The organism is Mesorhizobium sp. C120A (assembly GCF_030323105.1).
Classification (GTDB): domain Bacteria; phylum Pseudomonadota; class Alphaproteobacteria; order Rhizobiales; family Rhizobiaceae; genus Mesorhizobium.
The window spans coordinates 3,164,574-3,182,407 of record NZ_CP100476.1 but is presented as its reverse complement, the minus strand read 5'-3'; the positions used below and the strand labels follow the sequence as shown (position 1 = coordinate 3,182,407).

The window sequence follows — 17,834 nt, the reverse complement described above, 5'->3', positions numbered from 1 at the left end:
CTCCGTGGGCACGATACTCCCGCTGGTATGGCCAGCTTATTGGCAAATAGTCTATCGCCATCTTGGTCCACGGAGCGCAGCCGACGCTTTTGCCAGCGCTGATGCCTTGCCCGGCGGTCCAAATCGGTCAAATGTGCCCTCAGTTGAAGCAGAGACCCGCGCATGACAGACTTCGTCCTTCCCCTGCCCGCAACCCCGTCGGTGGCCGTCGCCGGCTCTGCCGAGCGTTTTCCGGTGCGCCGCATCTTCTGCGTCGGCCGCAACTACGCCGCGCATGCCCGCGAACTCGGCAATGACGAGCGCGACCCGCCCTTCTTCTTCACCAAGCCGGCCGATGCGGTGGTCGATTCCGGCACCACGGTCCCCTACCCGCCTTTGACCAAAAACCTGCACCATGAGATCGAGCTGGTCGCTGCGATCGGCAAGGCCGGCTTCCGCATTCCTCGCGCGCAGGCGCTCGACCATGTCTGGGGCTACGGCGTCGGTATCGACCTCACCCGCCGCGACCTGCAGGACGAGGCCAAGAAAGCAGCCCGGCCGTGGGACTGGTCGAAGGCCTTCGACCGCTCGGCGCCCTGCGGCCCGTTGGTATCAGCCGCCAAATCCGGCCACCTGCAAAAGGGCCGCATCTGGCTCGCCGTCGACGGCGCGGTGAAGCAGGATGGGGACCTCGCCGAACTGATCTGGCCGATTCCCGATATCGTTTCGATCTGCAGCAGTGCGGTTGCACTACAACCGGGCGACCTGATCTTCACCGGCACGCCGGCCGGCGTCGGCGCGGTAGCGCCGGGTCAGACGATGACCGGCGGTGTCGACGGCATCGGCACCATCGAGATCACCATCGGCCAAGATTCGATGGGCAAGCCGTGATCCGATGAGCGATCTGGTCCTCCATAACTACTACCGCTCCTCCACCTCCTATCGCGCACGCATTGCGCTCGAGATGAAGGGCCTGACCTACGATTACGTGCCGCATCATCTGCGTCATGGCGACCATCTGGAGCCGGCTTACCTAGCGGTCAATCCGCAGGGGCTGGTGCCGGCGCTGATCCTGGGCGACGGCACGCTTTTGACGCAGTCGCTGGCGATCATCGAATATCTCGACGAGACCCATCCCGAACCGCCGCTGTTGCCGAAGGACGCGCTCGGCCGGGCGCGCGTGCGAATGCTGGCGCAGATGATCGCCTGCGACATCCACCCGGTGAACAATCTGCGCGTGCTGACCTCGCTGCGCACTTTGTTCGGCGCCGGCGACCAGGATGTCATCCACTGGTTTCGCCACTGGGTGAACGAAGGGTTCCAGCCGCTTGAAAAGATTCTGGCTTCATCGGATGAGACCGGCACATTTTGCCATGGCGACGCACCGGGCCTCGCCGACATCTGCCTGGTCGCCCAGATCGCCAGCAACGCCCGCTTCGGAGTCGACCTGACACCCTACCCCGAGATCTCGCGCATCCACGCCGCCTGCATGGCGCTGCCGGCCTTTCAGAAGGCAGCGCCGGAGAATCAGATAGATGCCGAATAGGCTCACAATGCCGGAGCAGAGCACGGAGAGTTGCCGATGAAAGCCGTCGTCTTCGAAAAATTCGGCGAAGCGCCGAGAATCCAGACCGTGCCGGATCCTAAACCGGCCGCCGACGGCGTCGTCATCAAGGTCGAGGCGACCGGGCTCTGCCGCAGCGACTGGCATGGCTGGATGGGCCATGACGATGGCATCACACTGCCGCATGTGCCGGGCCATGAACTGGCCGGCATCGTCGTCGCCGTCGGCAAGCAGGTCACCCGCTGGAAGGCCGGCGAGCGCGTCACCGTGCCGTTCTGCGTCGGCTGCGGCCGCTGCTTCGAATGCAATTCGGGCAATCATCAGGTCTGCGAACACCAGACGCAGCCGGGATTCACCGCCTGGGGATCGTTTGCCGAATATGTCGCTATCGAGCATGCCGACACCAATCTCGTACGCCTGCCCGAGGAGATGGAGTTCGCCACCGCCGCCAGCCTCGGCTGCCGCTTCGTCACCTCGTTTCGCGCCATTGTCGACCAGGGCCGGGTGACGCCGGGGGAATGGGTGGCGGTGCATGGCTGCGGCGGCGTCGGCCTGTCGGCGATCATGATCGCCAGTTCCATGGGCGCCAATGTCATCGCCATTGACCTCACCGACGAGAAACTGGACTTCGCCAAAAAGATCGGCGCCGTGGCGACCATCAACGCCGCGACCACGCCGAACGTGGTCAAGGCGGTCAAGCAGATCACCAATGGCGGCGCGCATATGTCGATGGACGCGCTCGGCCACCCCACGACATCGTTCAACTCGATTGCCAATCTGCGCCGGCGCGGCCGCCACGTGCAGGTCGGCCTGATGCTGGGCGAACATGCCCGCCCGCAAGTGCCGATGGACAAGGTGATCGCCTTCGAGCTCGAAATCCTCGGCAGCCACGGCATGCAGGCCTACCGCTACCCCGCCATGATGGAGATGATCCGCACCGGCAAGCTCAAGCCCGAACTGCTGGTCGGCAAGAAGATCAGCCTTGATGAGGCGCCTGCGGCGCTGATGGCGATGGGCGGGTTCGAGGGGATTGGCATTGGGGTGGTGACGAAGTTCTAGGGCGGAGTCGCCCTCCACCACCAAACTCCTAGCGTGCAAATTTCTTCGCCCCGAACACGCAGGCCACCACGCCGAGCGTGACAACAATCATCAGCGGACTGACCTGCTCGTGCAGCAGCGACGCTGCCAGCGCCAGGCCGAAAAAGGGCTGCAGTAGCTGCAACTGCCCGACGGCAGCGATGCCGCCTTGGGCGAGGCCGCGGTACCAGAACACGAAGCCGATCAGCATGCTGAACAGCGAGACATAGGCGAGACCCATCCAGGCGCCGGAGCCGACGCCGGCGAAGGACGACGGCAGCGTCGCGAACGTCAGAACCAGCATGATCGGCAGCGAGATCGCCAGCGCCCAGCAGATCACCTGCCAGCCGCCCAGCCTGCGCGACAATGCCGCCCCCTCGGCATAGCCCAGGCCGCAGACGATGATGGCGGCCAGCATCAGGCCGTCGCCGACAGGTGAGGCCGTCACGCCTTGCATCAGGGCAAAACCGGCGACCAGCGCGCTGCCGATGCAGGAAAACAGCCAGAAGGCCGGGCGCGGACGCTCGCCACCGCGCAGCACGCCGAAGATCGCGGTGGCCAGCGGCAGCAGGCCGACGAAGATGATGGAGTGGGCAGAGGTGACGTGCTTGAGCGCCAGAGCGGTGAGCAAGGGAAAGCCGACAACCACCCCAAGGGCGACGATCACCAGCGACAGAAAATCGCTGCGCGCCGGGCGCTTCTGCTGGAACAGGACGAGCATCGCGAGACCAAGCAGCCCGGCAATCGCGGCGCGGGCCGAGGTCAGGAACGTCGGATCGAACTCCGCCACGGCGACGCGCGTCGCCGGCAGCGAGCCTGAGAAGATCAGCACGCCGACGAATCCGTTCACCCAGCCGCTCGCGGTCTTGTCCATTCCAGGCTCCATTGCTTTCGACCTCTATCGGGCAAGTGCCTATGGTGCAGCCAGAGACAATGCAGTACAATTCCGCAAAACTGTAATGGCAGGTCGAGCAGTACGGATGAAGGAACTCGCTTTGGAAGCGGACGGCGCGCCCACCGTTCTCGCGACCACTCTGGTCGAAACTGTGATGGCGACCATCCGCCAGCGGATATCGGCGCGCAGCCTGACGCCGGGCGCGCGGCTGCCCTCGATCCGCGCCTTCGCCAAGGCCATGCAGGTGTCGAAATCCACCGTCGTCGAAGCTTATGAACGGCTTGCCGCCGAAGGCGCGATTCGCTCCCGGCCGGGTTCGGGTTTTTATGCCGCCGGATCGCTGGCGCCACTGTCGCTGGCCGAGATTGGACCCCGGCTCGATCGCGCCATCGATCCGCTGTGGGTCTCGCGCCAGTCGCTGGAAGCCGGCGACGAGATGCTGAAACCAGGCTGCGGCTGGATGCCGGCCTCGTGGATGCCGCAATCGGCCTTGCGCCGGGCGCTGCGCACCGTGGCGCGCGCCGACGATGTCGACCTAGCCGATTACGGCACGCCGCTCGGCCTGCCGCCGCTCAGGCAATTGCTCGCGCGGCGCATGGCCGGCCACGGCATCGAGGTCTCGCCCGAACAGATCATGCTGACCGAATCGGGCACGCAGGCCATCGATCTTCTGTGCCGCTTCCTGATCGAACCCGGCGATACCGTGCTGGTCGACGACCCCTGCTATTTCAATTTCCACGCACTGCTGCGCGCCCACCGCGCCAAGGTCGTCAGCGTGCCCTACACGCCATCGGGGCCGGACATCGAGATGTTCGCGCAGGCGCTCGCCGAGCACAGGCCGCGCCTCTACATCACCAATTCCGCCATCCACAACCCGACCGGCGCGATCCTGTCGCCGGTCACTGCGCACCGGCTGCTGAAACTCGCCGACCAGTCGGACCTGACCATCATCGAGGACGATATCTTCGCCGATTTCGAGCACAGCCCAGCGCCTCGGCTGGCGGCGTTCGACGGCCTCAACCGCGTCGTCCATATCGGCAGCTTCTCCAAGACGCTGTCGGCCTCGGTGCGCTGCGGCTTTATCGCCGCACCCCGCGACTGGATCGAACAGCTCACCGACCTCAAGATCGCCACCACCTTCGGCGGGGGCAGGCTGGCGGCCGAACTGGTGCTGACGCTGCTTAGGGATGGCAGCTACCGCAAGCACATGGATCTGCTGCGCGCGCGCCTTTCCCGCGCCATGGGCGAGACGAGCGCGCGCCTGAAGGCGATCGGCATCGCGCCCTGGATCGACCAGCCCGCCGGACTGTTCCTGTGGTGCGGCCTGCCCGATGGCGTGGACGCAGCCGAAATCGCCCGCCGCGCGCTGGCCGACAACATCGTATTGGCGCCCGGCAACGCATTCAGCCTGTCGGGAACCGCCAGCCGCTTCCTGCGCTTCAACGTTGCCCAGTGCCAGGACGAGCGGATTTTCAGGGTGCTCAAGGGGGCAATGGCGCGCTGAGGGCTCAGCGGGAGGCCGCGCAGACCTCCCGAACGCAATCTCGCAGCCAGCGTTGCGCCGGATCGGCATCGAGCCGTGGATGCCAGAGCATCGAGATGGTGACCTCCACCGTGGCGACCGGCAGCGGAAAGCTGACCATGCCGGCGCGTGCGCCTTGCGTGTGCCGTTCGGGCACGCTGGCGATAAGGTCCGAAGCGCGCGCCATGGCGAGTGCAGCCGAAAAGCCGGAGACCATGCACGCCACGGTTCGCTGCAGGCCGAGCAGCGCCAAAGTCTGATCGATCGGCCCTCTTTCCCGACCCCGCCGTGAAACGCTGATGTGGCGGCCGGCCGCGTAGCGTTCAGGCGTCACCGCGCCTTCGCTCAAGGGATGGCCGGCTCCTACGGCGCCGACGAACCGGTCACGGAACAGCGCCTGTATCAGCACTTCAGGTCCGGTCTCGCCGGCAACGCCGATTTCCAGATCGATCGCTGCGTCGCGCAACGAGGCGACATCCTTGTCGGCTTTCGGCGCAAATCGCAGCCGCACGCCCGGCGCCTCGGCCTGGATGCGAGCGACAAGACGCGGCCCGAACTCCTCGACGAACCCTTCATTGGTGCGCAGCGTGAAGATCTGGTTCAGCTTTGCCAGATCGAGCAGCCTGGCGGGACGCAATAGCGTTTCCGCATCGTGGACGACACGGCCGGCCTGCTGCCGCAATGCCTCCGCGCGCGGCGTCGGGGCCAGGCCGCGGCCGGCGCGGACCAGCAGCGGATCGCCGGTCGCTTCCCGCAGCCGCGCCAGCGTGCGGCTCATCGCCGACGGGCTGAGCCGTAGCCGGCTGGCGGCGCGCGCCGCGCTGCCTTCGGCGAGCAAAACGTCGAGCGCGAACAGCAGATTGAGATCGGGCGATGCCATCGGCGGATTGTAGCACATGCCATGGCGTTTGGCGCACGAATAAGATGCAAATGCTGCGCCTTCCGCCATTCCGCCCCGACGACTAGATCTCGGTTGCGGGACTGACAAGGAGGAAATCGCCATGGCAACTGCCGAGCAGAACGAGTGCGCATCGGCGCCGCAGAAAACCCGGTCCGCAGGCCTGGCCCACTCTCCTGTCTTGGCATTGGCCAGCCTGTCGCTCGCCACGCTGCTGTCCTCGCTTGGAACCAGCATTGCCAGCGTTGGACTGCCTTCCCTCATGCAGGCGTTCGGTGCGTCCTTCCAGTCCGTGCAATGGGTGGTTCTCGCCTATCTGCTCGCCATCACCGCCCTGATCGTCAGCGCCGGGCGCCTGGCTGACATGGTCGGCCGCCGGCCGTTGCTGCTCGGGGGCATCGCGCTGTTCACACTGGCCTCGGTGCTCTGCGGCCTCGCGCCGACGCTCTGGCTGCTGATCGCGGCGCGCGCCGTGCAAGGGCTGGGTGCCGCGCTGATGATGGCGCTGACGCTGGCCTTTGTCGCGGAGACCGTGACCAGGGAGAGAACCGGCAGCGCCATGGGCCTGCTCGGCGCCATGTCGGCAATCGGCACGACGCTCGGCCCCTCGCTTGGCGGCTTGCTGATCGCCGGCTTCGGCTGGCGGGCGATCTTCCTCGTCAATGTGCCGCTCGGCCTCCTGACCTTTGCCCTCGCCTCGCTGGCCCTGCCTGCCCGCGGCAAGGCTGCGGGCGTTCAAGGCGGGTTCGACGCGATCGGGACGGTCTTGCTAGGCCTGACGCTGGCCGCCTATGCATTGGCCATGACGCTCGGCCGCGGCCATTTCGGCGCCCTCAACATCGGCCTCCTGGTGGCCGCCGGCATCGGCGTCGTTCTGTTCGGCGTTGCGCAGACGAAGGCGAAAAGTCCCTTGATCCGGCTTGCCCGGTTGTACGACATCCGGCTCAGCGCCAGCCTCGCCGCGAACCTCGTTGTCGCCACCGTGATGATGGCGACCCTGGTGGTCGCTCCGTTCTATTTGTCGCGAGGGCTGGGGCTCAATGCTGCGATGGTCGGCGTGGTCCTGTCGACAGGTCCGCTGGTCTCCGCGCTCTCGGCGCTCGTCGCCGGCCGCCTCACCGATCGCTTCGGCGCGCACAGGATGATGGTCGTCGGACTGTTCAGTCTTGCCGTCGGAACCTCATTGTTGTCGCTCGCCGCAACAAAACTCGGCATTGCCAGCTATATCGTGCCGATCGCCGTCACCTGCTTCGGGTACGCCCTGTTCCAGACATCCAACAATGCCGCCGCCATGAGCGGTGTCGCTGCCGGCGAGCGCGGCGTGGTGTCCGGCCTGCTCAATCTGTTGCGCAATCTCGGCCTGATCACCGGCGCATCGCTTATGGGCGCCATTTTTGCGGCTGCCTCGACGGGAGAACGGCAAAGCCAGGACATGCTGACCTCAGCGGCAGCCGCCCACGGGATGCAGGTTACCTTTCAGACGGCAACGGTCCTGGCGGTGGCTGCGCTGTTGCTGGCACTGCTCTCGACCCGCGCCGGCGGCAAGGCTGTCGGTGCGGCAACAGCCATCATGACCGAAGATGGGGAGCTTACGCTCCCGCCCGCTTGCGCCGCTCATAAAGCATGACCAGCGTTTCGGCGGTCAGAGCCGGCCTCTGTTCGCCCTCGATCTCGACAGTGTTGGCGGCCTTCATCAGATACTGGCCCGGCCCCTTGTCCTCCACCGACAACAGCGTCGTGCGCAGCCGGATGCGTGCGCCGACCCTGACAGGCGCCAAGAACCGCACCTTGTCGAAGCCGTAATTGAAGGCGGCTTGCGTGTTTTCGGGGACGATGCCCATGCCCAGCGCCAGCGCGCCGATGATCGACAGCGTCAGATAGCCATGCGCGATCGTGGTGCGAAATGGGCTCTGCCGCTTCGCCCGCTCCGGATCGACGTGGATCCACTGATGGTCGCCTGTGCATTCGGCAAACTGGTTGATGCGGTTCTGGTCGACGGTCGTCCATTCCGACACGCCGAGCTCCTGCCCGGCCATCGCCCTTAACTGCTCGAAGGTCGGCGGCGTTTTCGGCCGTAGTTCCGTCATTCCTGCTTTCCCGGTGGCTCCCAGTGCCTCGGACCACGAACGGACGGCTCCTGTCAATTCGCCCGTTGCGATTCCGTTCCGCCATTTTCCGCCAAACAGCGTCCCTCGTCCATGCTCATGCGCCGCAACCGGCCACTCCTCTCATGGTTGCGTTGAGAGTCACTTCTTGTCATAGCCCGAGCGGATTTCCTCCATCGCTTCCTTGATGCGGCTGCGCAGGATTTCGATCGATTCGGTGCCGGATTTCTTGACCAGCTCGGCCACTTCGCCGGCATTTTTCAGGGCGGCTTCGAAGGATTTCCTGGCGAACTCCGCCTGTTTTGTCATCAGTTCCTGGGGATTGCCCGGCGCCTTGTAGCTCTGCGCCATGTCGCTGACTTCACGCAGCGTGTCCTGCAGCATCTCGCGCTGTCTGGACAACAATGAGGTCGCGCCGGCAGCTCCCGCCCGCGCGGATCTTTCCAGCGCCTCGAGGTTCTTGCGGTGATGCGCGAGGATCGCCTCGACATTCGGCACCTTCAGGTCACGGCCGAACCGGCTGAACATGTCCAGGAACGAATCGGAGTCGGGTTGTTTGGCCATTGCTCGTGCTCCCCAGTTGTCGCAAATGCTGAACCCTGTTCTGGACAATAGCACTCGCGCGCCGTGTGTCCATTCGCACGCCCAAGCAATTCAGCGGCAAATGCAGCATCAGCCAGCGAGAAACAGCCTCTCAGCCGTGTAGAGCACGAGACCGGTCAGGCCGCCAATAATCATGCCATTGAAGCGGATATATTGCAGGTCCTTGCCGATGTTCATCTCGATCAGCCTCGTCAGCTGGGCGAGGTCCCAGCGCTTGACCTGGTCGGCGATGAATGTCGACACACCGCTCTTCTGGCTCTCCACGAACGACGACAGCGCCACGACAAAGCCCCGGTTCATGTCGGCCCTGATCTGCGGATCGCCTGAGAGATGGCGGCCGACCTCGACGAACATGTTGGCGAGATGCGCGCGAACAATCGAATTCTCCGCCTTGGCGTCCTGTTCGATGAACACGCTGAGGCTCTGCCACATGTCGCCGGCGAGCGACTTCACTTCCGGCCGCGCCAGGAAATCGCGCTTCAGCTTCTCGGCCCGTTTGGCGTATTGCTTCGAGGTTCTGAGCCGCTCGATGAAGCTGTGCGCGAAACGGTCGAATTCGGCGCGCATCGGATGGTCGGGGTCGGCCCGCACCTCGTCAAGCAGCGAACCGGCGGAAGCGACGATCTTTTTCAGCAGATAGGCGTCGGCTCTGAACAGGTTGAACAGCGACGGCAATTCCTCGCGGATTTTCTCGCGCATGGTCGCCAGCGCCTCTTCATCGTTCAGGAACCGGCCGATCACCCTGGTGAATTCGTCGAAGAGTTTCTGGTGGCGGCGGTCGTCGGTCAGTGCCGACAGCAATTCGGCCGCGAGCGGCGCCAGCGGCACCTTGTCGATCTGCTCCAGCATGCGGCTGGTGACGAAGCCGCGCAGGCCGGATTGCTCGATCGCCGCAAGCGTCTGCGGGACCAGCCGTACGACGAAGCGTGACAGGCCGGCAGAGCGTTCGGCGTCAGTCAGCCAGTCGGCGACGAGTGCTGCAAAATCGACCTCGGCCAGCTTTTCCCGCACCGGCTCCGGCGCCAGAAAATTGACCTCGATGAAGCGGCCCAGATTATCGGCGATGCGGTTCTGGTTCGCTGGGATGATGGCGGTGTGCGGGATCGGCAGGCCCAGCGGCCGCTTGAACAGCGCCACCACCGCGTACCAGTCGGCCAGGCCGCCAATGGTCGCCGCCTCGGCGAAGGCCGCCACGAAGCCCAGCCACGGATACTTGGCCTCGAACGATTTGGCCACGGCAAAAACCACGACGCAAAGCACCAGCGCAGCCGTGGCGAGGAACTTTGTCCGCCGCAACGCGAAAAGCTTGGCGCCCGTCTCGGCATCAAAACCGCCAGGCGCCAGGGACGAAGCCGATTGGGACATGATACGCCGCTCCTCATCGATCTCTTGGCTATCTGGCATGGGCTATTTAGGGGGTGTTTGGGCCCGTAGCATGATCGGATGGGCCGATTTCGTCCGGGAATTGCCGGTTTCGCACGCAAAGTTGACAAGAATGTTCATCTATCATGCAATCCCAGTCTGGAATTGTTCCAAGGTATAGGCCATATTCCGATCGGGCCAGTGTGGGCGAATCCGAAACTCCGGGTGAGAAAGCCGCACCAGCACAATCTAAAATCTGGTGCAGTTCCAGCGCGCCAGCACTCGGGTGAGGAATTAAATGCGGCTGACGCGCCAGACCAACTACGCCATGCGCATCCTGATGTATTGCGCCGCCAACAACGATCGCCTGAGCCGCATCCCCGAGATTGCGGCCGCCTATTCGGTGTCGGAGCTTTTCCTGTTCAAGATCCTGCAGCCGCTGGTCGAGCATGGCCTGGTCGAGACGGTGCGCGGCAGGAATGGCGGCGTGAGGATCGGCCGCCCCGCCGAGCAGATCAGCCTGTTCGACGTCGTACGGGTGACCGAAGAGAGCTTCGCCATGGCCGAGTGCTTCGAAAACGACGCCGCCGAATGCCCGCTGGTCGACAGCTGCCAGCTGAATTCGGCGCTGCGCGAGGCGCTCAACGCCTTCTTTGCCGTACTCTCCCGCTACACCATCGCCGATATGGTGGCGGCGCGCCCGAATGTGCGTCATTTGCTCGGCATCGACATGCTGGTCCAGCGAGCTCCGGCCGCCTGAGTTTTCTAGTGCATGTCGCTCAAAAGTGGCCCCGGTTTTGAGACAACGACATGCATAAAAACAAAGACCTAAAGCGCGTCGCCTGAGTCCGTTCAAACGCGACGCGCTTTTAGGCGGCTGACTGCGGCAAGACGAACGGCATGCTCGCCGCCGGCAACACACCGACCCTTAGCCGACAATCGAACACCTTTTCGATCAGATCGTCGCTCAGCACCTCCTGCGGTGAACCGTCGGCGGCGAGCCGGCCGCGATGCATCACGAAAATCCGGTCGGCATACATGGCCGTCAGATTGAGGTCGTGCAGGATGGCGATCACACCGCCGCCGCGCCGGGCGAAATCGCGGGCGATGTTCATGATGATCAGCTGGTGCTTGATATCGAGGCTGGAGACCGGCTCGTCGAGATAGAGATAGCGCGGCTTGCCGTCGAGCACCGGCGCCCAGACCTGGCACAGCACGCGCGCCAGTTGCACACGCTGTTGTTCGCCGCCCGAAAGCTCCTGATAGAATCGGCCGGCAAAGCCGTCGAGGTCGACCCGCACCAGCGCCCGCTCGGGCAGACGATCATCTTCGCCCGGCAGAACGCCGGAACGGCCGCCGATAAGGCCGAGCCTGACCACTTCGTGCACGGTGAAGGGAAAGGACAGCGTCGCGGCCTGCGGCAGCACGGCACGCACAGTCGCGGCCTCCACCGGCTTCATCGCGGAGAGGTCGCGCCCGTTGACGGCCACTGTCCCCGCAAACGCCAGATCGCCCGACAACGCCTTCAAAAACGTCGTCTTGCCCGAGCCGTTGGGTCCGACGACTGCCGCAATTTCGCCCGGCCGCGCGACGAAATCGACATTGGCAACAATGCGCTTGCCGCCGATCGCTACCGAGACATCGCGTGCTTCGATCATGCCGGCCTCATAGGTTTCAAATCTCACAAGTCGATTACGCCGCGCTTGCGCAGCAGGATCCAGAGGAAGAACGGTGCGCCGGCGATCGCGGTGACGATGCCGATCGGCAGTTCGGCCGGGGCCACGACCACGCGGGCAACGGCATCGGCGATCAGCAGCATCGAGGCGCCGAGCAGCGCCGATGCCGGCAAGAGATAGCGATTGTCCGGACCGATCAGCAGCCGCAGCAGATGCGGCACGACGATGCCGACAAAACCGATGCCTCCGCTGACTGCGACAGAGGCGCCGACCGCTGCCGAGACGCCGACGATCGCGGTGTATTTCAGGCGCTGTACCGGGATGCCGAGATGTCCGGCCGTCGCCTCGCCGAGCGCCAGGGCGTTGAGGCCTTTGGCCAGGAACGGCATTGCCGCAAGCGCCAGGATGATGATCGGACCGACGGAAGCGATCTTCGGCCAGGTCGCGCCGCCCAGCGAGCCCAGTTGCCAGAACGTCAGGTCGCGCAACTGCCGGTCGTCGGCCATGAAGATGAGAATGCCGGTCAGAGCCATGGCAAGGGCTGCCAGCGCAATGCCGGCAAGCAGCATGGTGGCGACCGAGGTCTGTCCCTGCCGCGTGGCGACACGGTAGAGCACCAGCGTGACCGCAAGGCCACCGCAAAAGGCGGCCAACGGCAAGGCCAAACTGCCGAGCGCCAGAGTGAGCGGCGCCAGCCACGTCGTGCCGAGCACGATGACGGCGACCGCGCCGAGGCTGGAACCGGCTGAAACGCCGATCAGGCCGGGATCGGCGAGCGGATTGCGAAACAGGCCTTGCATGACCGCACCCGATACGGCCAGTGCCGCCCCGATGAGCACACCGAGCAGTACGCGCGGCATGCGGATATCGTAGACGATCAACCGGTCGCGGGCACCAAGCGCGGCGTCGTCCGGCATGGCGCCGGTCAGCCAGTCACGAATGACACCAACGGCCGATGCATCGGAAGCGCCCGACCTCAGCGACAGGAACAGCGAAAGGGCAAGCGCCACACACAGGAGCACAATAACCAGGCGAGCGCGCCCGGAGCGATCGCCCTCGGCCACCTTGCCCGCCGCGCCGGCGATCGACTGATCCACCATCGGCTCAGTCCGTGACCTGGCTGCCATAGAGCGAGGCGGCCAGATCGTGGATGGCATCGGCCGTGCGCGGCCCGAAGCCGAGGAGATAGCTGCCATCCATCAGGGTCAGTTTGCGGCCTTCACCCGCCGGCGTCGAGGTGATCGACGGGATGGCGAAAAGCTCGGCCTCCGCAATCGGCGGGCCGGCATTCTTCATGGCCAGGATCACGTCCGGCCTGGCGGTTACGACGGCCTCGTCGGACATCTGCTTGTAGCCGGAAAAACCTTCGACGGCGTTGACCGCACCGGCGAGCTTGATGATGCCGTCACCGGCGGTGTCGGTGCCGGCGGCCAGGATCTTGCCGCCCTGGATCGACAGCACGAACAGGATGCGCTTGCGCTGCTTGATCGACGCCGTCTGCTTCTCGGCCGCCTTCAGCTTGGCATCGGTCTCAGCCACCAGCGTCTCGGCCTTGGCGTCGACGCCGAGCGCCTTGCCGACGATGCGGATCTTTTCCAGGATGCCGTCATGGCTGTAATGCTCGGGCACGTCGATGAACGGAACGCTCGACTTTTTCAGCACATCGACCGCTTCCTTCGGCCCACTGCCATGCAGCGCCAGAATGCCCGAAGGATTGACCGACAACACGCCTTCCGGCGACAGCTGGCGCATATAGCCGACGTCGGGCAGCGCGACCGCGGCGGCGGGGTAGCGGCTGGTCGAATCGCGGGCGACGAGATGACCTTCCTCGCCAAGCGCGTAGACGATCTCGGTGATCGAACCGCCGATCGCCACGATCCGCGACGTGTCGGCAAACACGGCCACGTTCTCGCTGGCCGGCACTGGGGCGGCAATAAACAGCGACAGGCCCATGGCCGCGGCAAGCATCCTGAACAGTGAAATCATCGTCGTTTCCTCAGGCTGCGGTCGGGCTTGGAATGCGCGGCAGATTTTCGGCGAGAAACCGCCAGTCGTCGCGCTCGCCCTCGCCTTCATGGCGCTCGCCGAAGAACTGGATGATCATCTTGCCGTCGGCGCCATAGGCTTCGAGCGAGGTGACATGACCGTCCTTGGTCGGTTTGCGCACCGCCCACACCTCCTGGATGTGGTCGGTGCGCAGATGCAGGTGGAACGTCTCGTCCATCACGTTGATCCACGGCCCCATCGGCCTGATCGACTTGACGGGACCGGAATGGATCTGGATGCAGCCTCGGTTTCCGACAAAACACATGATCGGCATGCCGTCGGCGGCGGCATGGTGGAACATGGCGCCGATGGCGTCATTGTCGAGCAGCCAGGCATAGTCCTGGCCGACCATGCGCACGGCCTGGCGGCGGGTGAGCTTCAGCGTTTTCAACATGCCAAAGAACTGATGCACGTCGGTCAGCCGGCTCCAGCGGTCGCGCAGATCATCGATGTCTGCGGCAATGCCCGACGTCTCCGCGTCGTCGTCGGCCAGGCCTGCGATAGACACGGTCGCCTCCTGGTTCGGCGATTCGAGTGCGGCCACGAGCTTCTGGTAGGCATAGAGATTGGAAGCCGGCCGCAGATGCACCTTGTGCACCGCATCGCCGGCCGCGTCGAAGAATTGCAGGCTGCGGCGGATGTCGCCGCCGTCGCGCTTTTCCACGGCAAAGCCATGCGCCCAGACTTTGGGAAAAATGCGCAGGTCGATGTTTTCGCCCAGCACCATGGCGTTGTGCGTGCCTGTGACAACCTTGTCGTAGACGCCGATCTTCTCGTGCACCGCGCTTTCGTTGCGGGTCAGCGCCATCACTTCGCCGACGGCGTCGAGGCCGGTCAGAAGATCGTTGACCCAGGGCTCGACGCGCACGACGCCGTCGCCGCAATGCGCGGCCACCAGCTCGGCCTCGGAAATACCGAGCTCGGCGGCAAGATCGCGCTCGCGCGCTTTCGGATTGTCTGCCCGCGCCCGCCGGATTTCATGCGGGGCGGGTTTTGCGCGCTGGTCCATGTCCTGCTTACCTGTCTGCCGTGTTTGGTCGTTTCGTCACTTGTTGAGGATGAGCTTGCCCTGGCGGGTGATCTTCAGCCGATAGAGCGCGCCATGGTGCTCGATGCCGATCTCGTGCTCGCCCTGGAACAGCGTGTTGGAGGACAGCGTCCGCACCGCCAGCGGCACCCGGTCGAAGCGGGTCGGCGTCTCCTCGGAACGGCGGACGCGGTAACGAAAGTCGTTGGGATTGTGGGTGTTCATCTCTTTCGATCCCTTTCCTGTGCCGGGCAACTGGCTAGGCGTTGCAAAAATGCCGATTCATTTCTTGACACGAATAATCATGTTTATTAGTCAGTGCAATACCGGACCAAATGAGTCAACATTTAAGACGCCGGACAGAATGAAAAATGCCAGCGAGCACCAAGCCAGCCAGCATCGAACCTGGAATTTTGGAGTTGGGGCATGGGCTTGGGAAATTGTGGACGACTGGGTCTGGCGAACGCCGATCCGGTGCATCGGCCTATGGCAAAGGCAATGGCAGCCTTGCTTGCGGGGGCAGCGACGATCGCGCTGCTGACATCGCCGGCCAGCGCTCAGCAGGCCGCTCAGCCGGCCGCTGACCAGGCCGACCAGACCAGGAAAACCGAGGACACCAAGCCGGCGCCCGCCGGCGCGACCCTGCTGGACAAGATCCTCGTCATCAGCCGCACCGGCAAGACGGCAATCGAATCGCTGGCCTCAGCCAGCCATGTCGACCAGGAACAGCTCGACCGCCGCATGGCGACGACGCCGAACGAAATGCTGCTCGGTGTGCCTGGTGTCGCCGTGCAGGCCGATGCGCGACGCGTCAGCTCCAGCATCAACATCCGCGGCCTGCAGGATTTCGGTCGCGTCGCGGTCATCGTCGACGGTGCCAGGCAGAATTTCCAGCGCTCAGACCACGGCACGCAGTCGACCTTCTATGTCGATCCCGAGCTCATCAAATCCGTTGACGTCATTCGCGGACCGACCGCCAACACCTACGGCTCCGGCGCCATTGGCGGCGTCGTCTTCTTCGACACCAAGGATGCGGTGGATTTCCTCAGACCGGGCGAAACCTGGGCCGGCTCCGTCACCGGGCGCTATGAAAGCAACGGCAAGGGCTGGACCGCCAGTGCCAGCGGCGCCTACAAATTCAACGACGATTTGGATGTGCTGGGCAACATCGTCTACCGCGACTACGGAGACTACAAGAATGGCAGCGGCGACACCGTCGCCGGCACCGGCTTCGACCTGCTGAGCGGCCTGCTCAAGACCACAATCCGCCCCAGCGAAGACAGCGAATTGAAGCTCGGCTGGGTCGGCTCGAGCGACGGCTGGACGGAAACCAGCGGCGGCGTGCCGGCCAACGACGTCGACCTGAAGTCGAACACCTTCACCGCCCGCTACAACATCACTGACGACGCCAGGAGCTGGCTCGATCTCCACATCAACGCCTCCTACAACAAGACCAATCTCGACCTCACCACGCTGGTCCCGCAGAACCGCTTCGATCCGTCGACCGGCCTTCCCGTGCTGCTGCCCGTCGGTTCGACCTCGACCTTCGACGTTGGCACGGCCGGCGTCGACATCTGGAACACGTCGCGCTTCGAAACAGCCGGTGTTGCGCACGAATTGACCTATGGCGGCGACTGGGTGGGTGACGATGTCGAGACCGGCGGCACGCCGGCGGCGACAGCTTCTACACCCCATCGGGCAAGCGTAGTGTTTCGGGCGCCTACATCCAGGACAAGCTCACCTGGGACTGGCTCGAGGTCATTGCCGGGCTGCGTTACGACAATTACAGCCTCGAAGACAGCACCCACGAAACGTCAGGTGATCGTCTGTCGCCGCGCATCACCGTTGGTGTCACGCCTTTCGAAAGCGCCAGCCTGGCGGGCCTGCAGTTCTATGGCACCTACGCGGAAGGCTACCGCTCGCCGTCGCTGACCGAAACGCTGATCAGCGGCAACCATCCGGCAGGCGTCACCTTCCCGTTCCTGCCCAACCCAAACCTGCGGCCTGAAACCGGCAAGACCACCGAGTTCGGCGTCAACTACAAGCTGAACGACCTCATCGAGGCCGGCGACGCGTTCCGGCTCAAGGCCGCCTACTTCCACAACGATGTCGATGACTACATCGAAGGCGTCACACTGTCGGCATTCGACCCGACCAGCGGCTGCCCGTTCGGCCCCGGCATTCCGATCTGCTTCCAGTACCAGAACGTCGCCCAGGCCAAGATAAACGGCTTCGAACTGGAAAGCGTCTACGATGCCGCCTGGGGTTATGCCGGGCTCTCCGCCTCGATCACCAACGGCCACACCATCTCCGATGAAGGTGAGCGCGCCGACCTTGCCACCATCCCGTCCTCGCAGGTCACCGGGCAGCTCGGCTTCCGCTTCCTTCAGGACAAGCTGACCGTCGGCGGCGAGGTGCAGTACAACGGCAAGCCGAAGGGCAACCCCGTAGCCAAGGATTATACTCTGGTCAACGCCTTCGCCAGTTACCAGGCCACCGACAATCTGAAGGTGGACTTCCGCGCCGACAATTTGTTCGACGTCAAATACACCAACCCGCTGAACGGCGGCACCACCGCCGTCATCTATGAACCCGGCATCACGCTGAAGCTGGCCGCAACCATGCGCTTTGGAGGCTGACACCCATGACAAGTTTGACGGCATCGCTTCGGCTCCTGACCTCGACGCTGGCGATGTCGCTTGGCTTGATGCCGGCGTGGGCTCAGTCCGCGCCGGCTCCGCAACTCAGCCTCGAGCTCAATGCCGCGCAGCCCTCGGACAAGGGTTGCCGGCTGACCTTCGTCGTCAACAATGCGCTCGGCGCCGATCTGTCCAAGGCGGCTTTCGAAATCGCGCTGTTCAACGAGGCCGGCGTGGTCGACCGCCTGAGCGTGCTCGACTTCAAGGACCTGCCGGCCGGCAAGACCAAGGTGATCCGCTTCGACCTCGCCGGCACCGACTGCACCAAACTCAGCCGCGTGCTGATCAACAGCGCCACCGAATGCGCCGGCGTCGAACCGGGCGCCTGCATGCGCGGCCTGAAGACGCAGACCAAGACCGGTATCGCATTCGGCGTTTGAG

General features: G+C 64.4%; 17 protein-coding genes and 1 pseudogene. 8 read left to right on the top strand and 10 right to left on the bottom strand.

Going from position 1 to position 17,834, the window contains the following annotated elements; all coding sequences use genetic code 11:
• The first annotated feature begins 162 nt into the window (after positions 1-162).
• The 3 genes from NL532_RS15360 to NL532_RS15350 are packed head-to-tail and all read left to right on the top strand — an operon-like array spanning position 163 to position 2,602.
• Positions 163-870, top strand: a complete 708-nt coding sequence (locus NL532_RS15360; RefSeq protein WP_023829890.1) for a fumarylacetoacetate hydrolase family protein — start codon at positions 163-165, stop codon at positions 868-870.
• Between the two features lie 4 nt (positions 871-874).
• Positions 875-1,525: a maleylacetoacetate isomerase gene (gene maiA, locus NL532_RS15355; protein ID WP_023688172.1), complete on the top strand. Its 651-nt coding sequence runs from the start codon at positions 875-877 to the stop codon at positions 1,523-1,525.
• Between the two features lie 36 nt (positions 1,526-1,561).
• The gene (locus NL532_RS15350) at positions 1,562-2,602 is read left to right on the top strand and encodes a zinc-dependent alcohol dehydrogenase family protein (protein WP_023688171.1); all 1,041 of its coding nucleotides are present in this window, start codon (positions 1,562-1,564) and stop codon (positions 2,600-2,602) included.
• 28 nt (positions 2,603-2,630) lie between these two features.
• Here NL532_RS15350 and NL532_RS15345 read toward each other — a convergent pair whose 3' ends face one another.
• Positions 2,631-3,494 carry a DMT family transporter gene (locus NL532_RS15345; RefSeq protein WP_023829889.1) on the bottom strand — a complete coding sequence of 288 codons (864 nt, stop codon included), beginning with the start codon at positions 3,492-3,494 and terminating at the stop codon, positions 2,631-2,633.
• Positions 3,495-3,600: 106 nt separating this feature from the next.
• Between NL532_RS15345 and NL532_RS15340 the strand changes: the two genes are divergently transcribed.
• Entirely contained in the window at positions 3,601-5,019 is a 1,419-nt protein-coding gene (locus tag NL532_RS15340) for an aminotransferase-like domain-containing protein (protein ID WP_023688169.1), read from the top strand.
• A gap of 4 nt (positions 5,020-5,023) precedes the next feature.
• Here NL532_RS15340 and NL532_RS15335 read toward each other — a convergent pair whose 3' ends face one another.
• Positions 5,024-5,917, bottom strand: coding sequence for a LysR family transcriptional regulator (locus tag NL532_RS15335; RefSeq protein ID WP_286488139.1), 894 nt, complete (start codon positions 5,915-5,917; stop codon positions 5,024-5,026).
• Positions 5,918-6,038: 121 nt separating this feature from the next.
• On the opposite strand from NL532_RS15335, the gene NL532_RS15330 reads away from it, so the two are divergent.
• Complete coding sequence (locus tag NL532_RS15330; RefSeq protein ID WP_023829370.1) at positions 6,039-7,562, top strand: MFS transporter; 1,524 nt, start codon at positions 6,039-6,041, stop codon at positions 7,560-7,562.
• On the opposite strand, the gene NL532_RS15325 is transcribed toward NL532_RS15330, so the two are convergent.
• The 3 genes from NL532_RS15325 to NL532_RS15315 form a co-directional block, all read right to left on the bottom strand.
• Positions 7,525-8,022: a MaoC family dehydratase gene (locus NL532_RS15325; protein ID WP_023681725.1), complete on the bottom strand. Its 498-nt coding sequence runs from the start codon at positions 8,020-8,022 to the stop codon at positions 7,525-7,527. The two genes, NL532_RS15330 and NL532_RS15325, sit on opposite strands and share 38 nt — an antisense overlap.
• Before the next feature lie 159 nt (positions 8,023-8,181).
• Positions 8,182-8,604 (bottom strand): phasin family protein, encoded by a 423-nt coding sequence (locus NL532_RS15320; protein WP_023672638.1) that lies wholly within the window; start codon positions 8,602-8,604, stop codon positions 8,182-8,184.
• A 108-nt stretch (positions 8,605-8,712) separates the two neighbouring features.
• Positions 8,713-10,008 (bottom strand): DUF445 domain-containing protein, encoded by a 1,296-nt coding sequence (locus tag NL532_RS15315; protein ID WP_023829371.1) that lies wholly within the window; start codon positions 10,006-10,008, stop codon positions 8,713-8,715.
• Positions 10,009-10,303: 295 nt separating this feature from the next.
• On the opposite strand from NL532_RS15315, the gene rirA reads away from it, so the two are divergent.
• A complete protein-coding gene (rirA, locus tag NL532_RS15310) occupies positions 10,304-10,765 on the top strand; it encodes an iron-responsive transcriptional regulator RirA (protein WP_023672640.1) in 462 nt (153 codons plus the stop codon).
• 109 nt (positions 10,766-10,874) lie between these two features.
• On the opposite strand, the gene NL532_RS15305 is transcribed toward rirA, so the two are convergent.
• The 5 genes from NL532_RS15305 to hemP are packed head-to-tail and all read right to left on the bottom strand — an operon-like array spanning position 10,875 to position 14,979.
• Positions 10,875-11,663 carry a heme ABC transporter ATP-binding protein gene (locus tag NL532_RS15305; RefSeq protein WP_023829372.1) on the bottom strand — a complete coding sequence of 263 codons (789 nt, stop codon included), beginning with the start codon at positions 11,661-11,663 and terminating at the stop codon, positions 10,875-10,877.
• Positions 11,664-11,686: 23 nt separating this feature from the next.
• Positions 11,687-12,781: a FecCD family ABC transporter permease gene (locus tag NL532_RS15300; RefSeq protein ID WP_023829373.1), complete on the bottom strand. Its 1,095-nt coding sequence runs from the start codon at positions 12,779-12,781 to the stop codon at positions 11,687-11,689.
• Between the two features lie 4 nt (positions 12,782-12,785).
• Entirely contained in the window at positions 12,786-13,667 is an 882-nt protein-coding gene (locus NL532_RS15295) for a heme/hemin ABC transporter substrate-binding protein (protein ID WP_031203268.1), read from the bottom strand.
• Positions 13,668-13,677: 10 nt separating this feature from the next.
• On the bottom strand, positions 13,678-14,736 hold the full coding sequence (locus NL532_RS15290) for a hemin-degrading factor (protein ID WP_023829375.1): 1,059 nt from the start codon (positions 14,734-14,736) through the stop codon (positions 13,678-13,680).
• Positions 14,737-14,772: 36 nt separating this feature from the next.
• The gene (hemP, locus tag NL532_RS15285; RefSeq protein WP_023673860.1) at positions 14,773-14,979 is read right to left on the bottom strand and encodes a hemin uptake protein HemP; all 207 of its coding nucleotides are present in this window, start codon (positions 14,977-14,979) and stop codon (positions 14,773-14,775) included.
• Positions 14,980-15,240: 261 nt separating this feature from the next.
• On the opposite strand from hemP, the pseudogene NL532_RS32395 reads away from it, so the two are divergent.
• Positions 15,241-17,393, top strand: a pseudogene (locus NL532_RS32395) (TonB-dependent hemoglobin/transferrin/lactoferrin family receptor).
• A gap of 5 nt (positions 17,394-17,398) precedes the next feature.
• Entirely contained in the window at positions 17,399-17,833 is a 435-nt protein-coding gene (locus NL532_RS15270; protein WP_023821471.1) for a hypothetical protein, read from the top strand.
• Position 17,834 lies beyond the last annotated feature (1 nt).